Below are 7,916 nucleotides of genomic sequence, written 5' to 3'. Positions count from 1 at the left end.
ATCTACCTCCTGGCCTTCGCCAGGACGACGCCGGGGTTGGCATCGCGCCCAACTCAACCTAAGACCATGCGCGGCGACGCGCAGTCTCGAAGCCGGGATGACGTGGAGTGTGCCCTACGCCCGCTCGATATGCTTGGCGATCACCGGGAAGTAATTGTCCTTCGATCCCTTGTCGATCGCTTCCTGCAGCACCATGCCGATCAGCTCCGCGCCGCGGATCTTGATGCCCGCATCGGTAGCGAGCTCCAGCGCGTAGGACAGATCCTTCAGCGCATATTCGGTCGAGAATGCGCGCTCGGGAAACACGCCGGGCACGATCGCCTTCATGCCATGGTTGCGCAGCGCAAAGCTGTCGGCCGAGCCCTTCGACAGTGTCTCAAGCAAGAGCTTCGGATCGACGCCATTGTGCTTCGCCACCGCGACGGCCTCGGCCAGCGCATTCACGGTCTCGAACAGCACCATGTTGTTGAGGATCTTGGTCACCTGCCCGGCGCCGACGTCACCGCAATTGGTGACATCGGTGGCGAAGCAGCGGATCAAGGGCTCGATCGCGGCATACAGCGCGGGCGCCGCGCCGACCATCACGCTGAGCGTGCCGTCCTGCGCCGCCTGCCGCGTGCGCGCGATCGGCGCGTCGGCCCACGCCGCGCCCTTGGCCTGCAACTGCGCGGCGAAATCGCGGGTCTGGCTGACTGACGACGTGCCGAGATCGACCACGATCTGGCCGCTTCTCGCGTTCTTCAAAATGCCGTCGCCTTCGAACACCGCGCGCACGTGCCTGCGCTCGGCAAGCAGAGGAACAGCACATCGCTCTGCTTGATGACGTCGGCGACCGACGCCGCAACCTCGGCACCGTCGGCGCGCAACCGCTGCAGCGGTTCGGCCGAGAGGTCGAACGCGACAACGCGTTTGCCGCTCTTCCTGACCAGGTTGCGGCAAATCGGCTCACCCATCACGCCGAGGCCGATGAACCCGAGAGTCCTGGTGTCAGTCGTCTTGGTGTCAGTCATATAGCTTCTTCTTTGACGTTTCTTGACGTGTTGCAGACGTGCCTCGCCGATCGGCGAGGCTATTTCGCGAACGATCGCGACGGCGCCAGATGCAGTGCGAACGCATCGACCTTGTCGCTGGCGCGCGGATAGATCTCGCTGACGATCGGATCGTGACCGGGAATGAAGCGGTCCGGATGACCGGCGAGCCGCTCGACGGTCTCCCAGCCCTGCGCCATGTCGCCGACATTGTAGACGATCGGGAACGGGCTGCGCTTGTGCAGGTTCGCATAATAATGCGCGGCGTCCGACGCCAGCACGACCGGGCCGCGCGCGGTCTCGATGCGCACCACCTGCAGGCCGTCGGAATGGCCGCCGACGCGATGCACGGTGACGCCGGGTGCGATCTCGCCGTCGCCGGAGTGGAAGTTGACGCGCTCGCCATAGACGTGGCGCACCATCTGCGTGACGTGCTCGATGGAGAACGGATGGCGCAGCATACCGTTGCACATGCAGCGGCCGGTCGCGTAGCTCATCTCGCGTTCCTGCAGATGGAATTTGGCGTTCGGAAAGCGATCGAGATTGCCGGCGTGGTCGTAGTGCAGATGGGTAACGATGACATCCTTGATGCTGTCGGCGCTGACGCCGAAGCCGGCCAGCGCATCGACTGGGTTGAGCGTCAGCTTGCGAGCGCGCGCCTTGGCCTCCTCGGCGTTGAATCCGGTGTCGACCAGGATGTCGCGGCCATGACCCCGAATCAGCCAGACGAAATAATCCAGGTCCTGCGCGGTGGTATCGTGCGGATCGGGCACCAGGAAGTTGAGGTGGGGCGTGCGCGGCGACATTGTCGCATAGCGCAGGGCGTAGATCTCGTAGGCGTTTCCCATCGGTTTCGCTCTTGTTTGCAAGGCCTGTTTTGACGGCTTGTTTTTGAATGGCCTGCCGTCCCGAACACAAAGCCATCGCCTCGCGCAAAGGTCAAACCGCGCAGAGTGCGACGAGCGCATGACAGGGTGGCGAGAGTGAGTGCGATCACATGATCGGCTCGTGGGAACCAGCACCGTGCCGTGATGGCGATGGCCGCCGTGACCGCATGCTGCTGCACTGCGGTCTGGCTGGTATCACCGCGATAAACGATGCTGCCGCAAGCCGTTGACGGGGATTTGGCCGTGGTTTGATAATGGATTTTCGCTAGAGTAAGGTTCCCGAGGCGCAGGCTGGAAGCGGCGCCATTTCACTGGAATGCCGCGATCTGGATTTGCTGCGATTATGAAAATCCGCCTTGCCTTGCTCGCCACGCTGATTTTTTCAATCGCGGCGCCCGCTTTGTCCTTTGCCGCCGGCGACCGTTTCGCGCTGGTCATCGGCAACGCCAAATATCCCGACGCCGACGCACCGCTGAAGGAGCCGGTCAATGACGCCCGTGACGTCGCCGACGAGCTCAAGCGCGACGGCTTCACCGTCGAGGTCGGGGAGAACCTGACCGGCGACGGCATGCGCCGCGCCTTCGACCGGCTCTACGGCAAGATCAAGCCGGGCTCGGTCGCCCTGATCTTCTTCTCCGGTTACGGTATCCAGTCGAACCGGCAGAGCTACATGATCCCGATCGATGCGCAGATCTGGGCCGAGGCCGACGTGCGCCGCGACGGCTTCAGCCTCGAGACCGTGCTCGGGGAAATCAACAGCCGTGGCGCCGGGGTGAAGATCGCCTTGATCGACGCCTCGCGGCGCAACCCGTTCGAGCGGCGCTTCCGCAGCTTTTCGGCAGGGCTGGCCCCGGTGATCGCCCCGAACGGTACATTGGTGATGTATTCGGCCGCGCTGTCGTCCGTCGTCTCCGACAATGGCAACGACCACAGCCTGTTCGTGCGGGAACTCCTGAAAGAGATCCGCACCCCCGACCTGATGGCCGAGGAAACGCTGAACCGCACCCGCGTCGGCGTCACCCGCGCCTCGCGGCAGGAACAGGTGCCGTGGATCTCGTCGTCACTGGCCGAGGATTTCTCGTTCATTCCGGCCGGCACGGGCGGGCCGTCGAACGCCGCGCCGGCACCCGCCGCGTCGCCGTCACCCGAGGTGGCAGCGGCACCGCCGGTCGCACCTCCGCCGGCTCCGCCCGCAGCAACGCCGACACCGCCCGCGGCAACCCCGACGCCACTAGCGGCAACAGCGCCGACACCATCACCGGCGCCGCCGAAGCCTCCGGTCGCGGCAGCGCCGACCGCACCGTCACCCCAGCCCAAGGCGCCCGAGATCGCCCTGCCACCGCCCGCGGCTCCGCCGCCAGTGGTGATCCAGCCCACGCCGGCGCCGAGCAATTCGCCTGTGCTCGCCGATGATCCGACGATCAAGAGCCTGAGCGAAAAGCTGGACAAGAATCCCGATGACGCAGCGGCGCTGTATCGCCGCGGCCAGGTCTATGCCAGCAAGGGGGCCTACGACCTCGCGGTGAAGGACTTCACCAATTCGCTGCGGCTGAACCCGAAGGATGTCGAGGCCTATAACAACCGCTGCTGGGTCCGTACCGTGATCGGCGACCTGCAGGCGGCACTGAAGGACTGCAACGAGGCGCTGCGGCTGCGTCCGAACTTCGTCGATGCGCTCGACAGCCGCGGGCTGATGAACCTGAAGGGCGGGCAGAACAAGAACGCGATCGCCGATTTCGACGCCGCGCTGAAGATCAACCCGCGGCTGACCTCGTCGTTGTACGGGCGCGGGCTCGCAAAGCAACGCAACGGCGCAGTCGCGGAGGGCGATCTCGACATCGCCAACGCCAAGGCGATGGACCCGAACATCGTCAAGGAATTCGCCGACTACGGCGTGCAGTGACAACGGACGAAGGTCTGCCCGCGGCTCGAACCGCTGACGGAATTGAGCGACTAATCAGAGGGTGCGTGCCGGGCCGCAATGCCGGCAATCAATCTGGATAGTCGTTGGAACCGCGCCAGCCTGCGCAGGAGGGACCGCAATGTTCAAGCCGTCGGCAAAGGCCGCCATCGTTTCAATCATGACCGTTGGCGCCGCGCTGTCGTTTTGCCTGGCGGCCGCCCGCGCCGGTGACGATGTCACCGAGGACCAGATCATCAGGGCGCTGACGCCCGACAAGAAGCCGCTGACCCGCGGCCTTTCGGCCGGCCCGCAGACCACCTCGCCGGAGCTGAACGCAGACCAGGCCAAATTCGTGCAGAGTGTCCGCGGCCGCGCCACCCGCTCGCTGTCCTCGGCCGAGCGCGAGGAAATCGCGACCATCGTCCAGGACAAGCCCAAGATCGACCTCGAGATCAACTTCGACTACAACTCCGCCGACATCAGCGCGAAGTCGCTGCCGTCGGTGCAGGCGCTCGGCCGCGCCTTGACCAATCAGGACCTGAAGGGCTCGACCTTCGTGGTCGCCGGCCACACCGACGCCGCCGGTGGCGAGGACTACAATCAGGGCCTCTCGGAACGCCGCGCCGACGCCATCAAGCGCTATCTCGTCGACAAATACGGCATCAACGGCACCGATCTCGTCACCGTCGGCTATGGCAAGAGCAAGCTGAAGGATCCGAGCCACCCGATGGCGGAGGTGAACCGGCGCGTGCAGGTCGTGAACGTGGAAAACAAGGCCACCGCCGCCAAGTGATGGGCGGTGGCGTGGCTCCTTTTTGAGGCTACAATGCGTCCCGCACCCCGGCGGGGCGCATTTGCTTTAGGGCCAATGCTGTTGGGCCGAGCCCCGACGCAGCCCACAGGTGACCCGCCTCACATGACGTCAGGGCATGATCCGGAACAATGGCACCGGTCTTCCGAATACCCAGGCAATACGATAGCGAGCGTGATGAGACTTCGACCAACACCCATGACGCGCCAAGCTCTGGATTGATCAGGCGATGAATTTTTCCCAATACCTCAAGCCTGCGCTCGGCACGGTGTTTTTCCTCGCCCTCGCGATCGCCTATTACGCGTTCGAGCACCGCTCGCATCCGGAGGAGAAGGAGACGCCGGGCCAGGCACTGGTCGTGGTGACGAAGTCGACCAATGCCTGCTTCTCCGACATGGTCCGCGTCACCGGATTCATCGTGCCGCGCCGCGAGGCGCAGGTGAATGTCGACCAGGATGGCTCCAAGGTCACCGACGTGCTGGTCCGCGAGGGCGATACCGTGACCGAGAACCAGGAACTGGCGCGGCTGACCCCGCCGCCGCAGCAGGCCGCACAGGCCAATGCCAAGCCGCTTGTGCTGCGGGCGCCGGCCGCCGGCCTCGTCACCGAGGTGCGCACCGCGCCCGGCGCGCCGGCTTCGCCGCAGGCTCCCCCGATGTTCAAGATCTCGATCAACAACGAGATCGAGCTCGACGCCGAGGTGCCGGGCTTCCAGCTGCTGAAACTCAATCCCGGCGCCAATGTGCGGATCAGCCGCGACGATGCGCCCGACATGGTCGGCAAGGTCCGCCAGATCTCGCCGCAGATCGACCGCACCACCCAGCTCGGGCATGTCCGCATCACCATCAACAACAATCCGACGCTGAAGGTCGGCATGTTCGCGCGCGCCAATATCGACGCCAAGCGCTCCTGCGGCGTCGCGGTGCCGCGCACCGCGATCGACCGCCTGACCCTGCAGGTCGTGAAAGGCAACACCGTCGAGACCCGCAGGGTGCGCGTCGGGCTGACCTCCGACACCTCGACCGAAATCCTTGAAGGCCTCGACGTCGGCGAAATCGTCGTGGCCGATGCTGGCACCTCGCTGCATGACGGCGACCAGATCAAGACCATGTTCGCCGACGAACTCGATCGCACGCGATCACGGTAATTCGGGCACGCTAATGGCTTTGAACATCTCGGCATGGTCGATCCGGAACCCGCTTCCCTCGATCGTCTTCTCGATCATCCTGCTCGTGCTGGGCTGGGTCTCCTTCACCAAGCTCGCGGTGACACGGCTGCCGAGCGCCGACATTCCGGTGATCTCGGTCGCGGTCTCGCAATTCGGCGCCGCGCCGTCGGAACTTGAATCGCAGGTCACCAAGACCATCGAAGACGGTGTCTCCGGCGTCGAGGGCGTGCGTCATATCTCCTCCTCGATCACCGACGGCCTGTCGGTGACCACGATCCAGTTCGCGCTGGAGACCAACACCGACCGCGCGCTCAACGACGTCAAGGACGCGGTGACGCGCGTGCGCGCCAACCTGCCGCAGAACGTCACCGAGCCCCTGATCCAGCGCGTCGACGTGATCGGCCTGCCGATCGTGACCTATGCCGCGATCTCGCCCGGCAAGACGCCGGAGCAGCTGTCCTATTTCGTCGACGACGTGGTCAAGCGCGCCCTGCAGGGCGTGCGCGGCGTCGCCCAGGTCGAGCGCATCGGCGGTGTCGAGCGCGAGATCCTGGTCTCGCTCGATCCCGACAAGCTGCAGGCGGTGGGACTCACCGCGGTCAATGTCAGCCAGATCCTGCGCGGCACCAATGTCGACGTCGCGGGCGGCCGCGCCGAGATCGGCAAGAACGACCAGGCGATCCGGACGCTGGCCGGCGCCAAGACGCTGAACGAGCTCGCCGGCACCATGATCCCGCTGTTCGGCGGCGGCGAGATCCGGCTCGACGATCTCGGCACCGTCACCGACACCATCGCCGACCGGCGCACCTTCGCCCGCTTCAACGGCGAGCCGGTGGTCGCGCTCGGCATCAAGCGCTCCAAGGGCGCCAGCGACGTCGTCGTCGCGGCCGCGGTACAGAAGCGGATCGACGCGCTGAAGGTGGCCTATCCCGACGTCGACCTCAAGCTGATCGACACCTCGGTCGAGTTCACCAAAGGCAATTACGAGGCCGCGATCTCGACCTTGTTCGAGGGCGCGATCCTCGCCGTGATCATCGTGCTGCTGTTCCTGCGCGACATGCGCGCCACGATCATCGCGGCGGTCTCGCTGCCGCTGTCCATCTTCCCGGCATTCTGGGCGATGGACCTGCTCGGCTTCTCGCTCAACCTCGTCTCCTTCCTCGCCATCACGCTCTCGACCGGCATCCTGGTCGACGATGCCATCGTCGAGATCGAGAACATCGTCCGCCACATGCGGATGGGCAAGACGCCCTATCGTGCCGCCCTCGAAGCCGCCGACGAGATCGGCCTTGCGGTGATCGCGATCTCACTCACGATCATCGCGATCTTCGCGCCGGCGAGCTTCATGTCCGGCATTGCCGGGCAGTTCTTCAAGCAGTTCGGCATCACCGTGTCGGTGCAGGTGTTCTTCTCGCTGCTCGCCGCGCGCTTCGTGACGCCGATGCTGGCCGCCTATTTCCTCAAGCATCATGACCACGACGATCCGCCGCCCGGCCCGATCCTGCGCGGCTATCACAGCCTCGTCACCTGGTCGGTGAAGCACTATTTCATCACCGTGCTGATCGGCTTTGCGATCTTCGCCGCGTCGATCTGGAGCATCACGCTGCTGCCGCAGGGCTTCCTGCCGGCGCAGGACACCGCGCGCTCGCTGCTGGCGATGGAACTGCCGCCCGGCTCGCAGCTCGCCTACACCGAGAAGGTCACCGAGGAGATCGTGACGCGGCTGCGCAAGCGACCCGAGGTACGAAGCGTGTTCGTCGACGGCGGCCGGGTGCCGCCGGGCCTCCAGGAGGTCCGCCGCGCCGCGCTGATCATCAACTACACGCCGAAGGCCGACCGCAAGATCACCCAGCGTGAGCTCGAGCTGTCGATCGGCAAGGAGCTCGATAACGTCCCGGATATCAGGTTCTGGTTCCTCGACGAGAACGGCCTGCGCGCGATCTCGCTGGTCGTCACCGGCACCGACAGCAACATCGTCAACAACGTCGCCAGCGAGCTCGCGACGCAGATGAAGCGGATTCCGATCATCGCCAACGTGATCTCGGAGACCGCGCTCGACCGGCCCGAGCTGCGCATCCGCCCGCGCGCCGAGCTCGCGGCCCGGCTCGGCGTCTCGACC

The 7,916-nt window shown here is 65.2% G+C and carries 5 protein-coding genes and 1 pseudogene; 4 read left to right on the top strand and 2 right to left on the bottom strand.

Going from position 1 to position 7,916, the window contains the following annotated elements; translation table 11 throughout:
• Positions 1-117: 117 nt before the first annotated feature.
• A pseudogene (locus AKL29_RS46425) lies at positions 118-971 on the bottom strand (NAD(P)-binding domain-containing protein); the annotation flags it as partial.
• A 98-nt stretch (positions 972-1,069) separates the two neighbouring features.
• Entirely contained in the window at positions 1,070-1,876 is an 807-nt protein-coding gene (locus AKL29_RS07360) for an N-acyl homoserine lactonase family protein (RefSeq protein WP_050383645.1), read from the bottom strand.
• Between the two features lie 382 nt (positions 1,877-2,258).
• On the opposite strand from AKL29_RS07360, the gene AKL29_RS07355 reads away from it, so the two are divergent.
• From AKL29_RS07355 to AKL29_RS07340, 4 genes are all read left to right on the top strand, one after another.
• Positions 2,259-3,818, top strand: coding sequence for a caspase family protein (locus AKL29_RS07355; protein ID WP_050383644.1), 1,560 nt, complete (start codon positions 2,259-2,261; stop codon positions 3,816-3,818).
• Between the two features lie 139 nt (positions 3,819-3,957).
• On the top strand, positions 3,958-4,611 hold the full coding sequence (locus AKL29_RS07350; protein WP_050383643.1) for an OmpA family protein: 654 nt from the start codon (positions 3,958-3,960) through the stop codon (positions 4,609-4,611).
• A gap of 247 nt (positions 4,612-4,858) precedes the next feature.
• Positions 4,859-5,776 carry an efflux RND transporter periplasmic adaptor subunit gene (locus tag AKL29_RS07345; RefSeq protein WP_028335192.1) on the top strand — a complete coding sequence of 306 codons (918 nt, stop codon included), beginning with the start codon at positions 4,859-4,861 and terminating at the stop codon, positions 5,774-5,776.
• Between the two features lie 13 nt (positions 5,777-5,789).
• A partial coding sequence (locus tag AKL29_RS07340) for an efflux RND transporter permease subunit (RefSeq protein WP_244481812.1) occupies positions 5,790-7,916 on the top strand: 2,127 nt, incomplete at its 3' end.

The organism is Bradyrhizobium pachyrhizi (assembly GCF_001189245.1).
Classification (GTDB): domain Bacteria; phylum Pseudomonadota; class Alphaproteobacteria; order Rhizobiales; family Xanthobacteraceae; genus Bradyrhizobium; species Bradyrhizobium pachyrhizi.
Note: the sequence above shows the minus strand (reverse complement) of the source record. Positions and strands in the feature narration are given on the sequence as shown.